Genomic DNA, 1,501 nt, shown 5'->3' on the forward strand with positions numbered 1-1,501 from the left:
GGTGGCTAGTCCGTCTTCACCGACAGTGGTTCCGCAATTTGCACATTTGAGTGCGGATTCAGTCCCCTCGGCATACGTTGAGTGAGCAGCGCTCGACAGCAGTTGGACGTCGTATCGCCGCACGTCAGTCAGTGGTAGATATTGCTGCGCCCAGTTTCCGACTCTAGTCCGCGGCGGCGTCGCAACAGCCACGATTTCGCCCTCCACAGTTGTGAATACGTGTTCTACGGATGGGCTCTCGAGGATCGATTCTCGAAGAGAATCCGTCTTTCCGAGCTCAGGCTGGAGGCGTACCATGACGTGTACCCGGTTTTCGTACTGTGTGAGGTCGAGATCAACGGTGAATCGACGAATGACATCTTCTTGCTCCAGCTGACGGACGCGTGCTGAAACGGACGGGGCTGAAAGATTTACTGCCTCAGCAATAGTGCTGTATGGTCGTCTCGCGTTCTCCGCTAAAAGACGGAGGATTTCGCGATCCGTGTCGTCAAGTTCTGGTTGGGTCATCGAAAGGCGGAATGGGGGTGAGGGGATCGGGTGAATGGGGGTGGGTGTGGGGGGAGCTACGACGCAGGTGAGGGGTGTGACGGTTAGACGTAATTCTCCGGTGTCGAGGTGAATGTCTCCTTGCAGCCCTCGGCACAGAAGTAGTACGTCTGACCGTCGTACTCAGCTGTGGCCGCCGCATCACTTTCATCGACGTCCATTCCACAGACTGGATCAGTTGCCATTCGGTTTCACCCCACATCATAGGTACGAGGGCCTGAACCAAGCAATTTGTTCTTAGTAATCCAAAGTCGGGATACATAGCGATTTGCGCCGTGCTGCACGGTTTTGCTTGTCCGACTCCGCAATCAATGATTAGTACCTCACAATCACGAACTATCCTTCGAGTATACCAACGGATTCCTATCTGTGTCCTATATAAATACTGGAGTCTGAACCAATTCTAAATCTATGGGTCACGATCCACCACACGACAATCACGGGCGGTGAAGATCCCACAGGTCCATCCAAATTCGTGGATGCTCAAGCGTCGACATGACGATTTGATTCGTTCTTGCGCCGTGCGAGTAGCAGTCAAGTGGCCTCTATTTCCGCAACGAAGATAGCGTGTTGCAAGAACGGCAGCGCGTGGTGAGCCTTCCTCACCTGCTCAGTAATCGCTGCGGGATCGAGATCATACGCTCCTAACAGTCGTTCAATGAGAGCCCGGAGGGGGCTCGTGAGTAGCTGGAGGTACAGCGTCGTCCACTTTTGGAAGCGTCCGACGCTGTGTTTCGTGATATCTTCGACCGCTTTGAGCTCAAAGCTCGTCTCGTCGAGAGCGGCATTGTATCCTTCAACAGTACCCAAGGACGGCATATCCCACGCATCCGCAAATGAATCGACCAATCTCCGTTCTGTTTCAGTCACGTCTGACCGCATCACGAGATCGGAGACTACGAGAACCCCCTCGGGTTCGAGGGTATCTGCGACTGTAGCGAAAACGCGATTCCGC

General features: G+C 54.0%; 2 protein-coding genes and 1 pseudogene. All 3 read right to left on the reverse strand.

All coding sequences use genetic code 11. The annotated features are described in order from the left end of the window. A partial coding sequence (locus tag ACQUQ1_RS22150) for an Lrp/AsnC family transcriptional regulator (RefSeq protein WP_435066349.1) occupies window positions 1-507 on the reverse strand: 507 nt, incomplete at its 3' end. Between the two features lie 83 nt (window positions 508-590). Beyond that, entirely contained in the window at window positions 591-731 is a 141-nt protein-coding gene (locus ACQUQ1_RS22155; protein WP_416010423.1) for a YHS domain-containing protein, read from the reverse strand. Window positions 732-1,080: 349 nt separating this feature from the next. Continuing rightward, window positions 1,081-1,501 (reverse strand): annotated as a pseudogene (locus ACQUQ1_RS22160) (class I SAM-dependent methyltransferase); the annotation flags it as partial.

It is taken from the genome of Halobaculum sp. EA56, from assembly GCF_051195075.1.
Lineage (GTDB): Archaea > Halobacteriota > Halobacteria > Halobacteriales > Haloferacaceae > Halobaculum.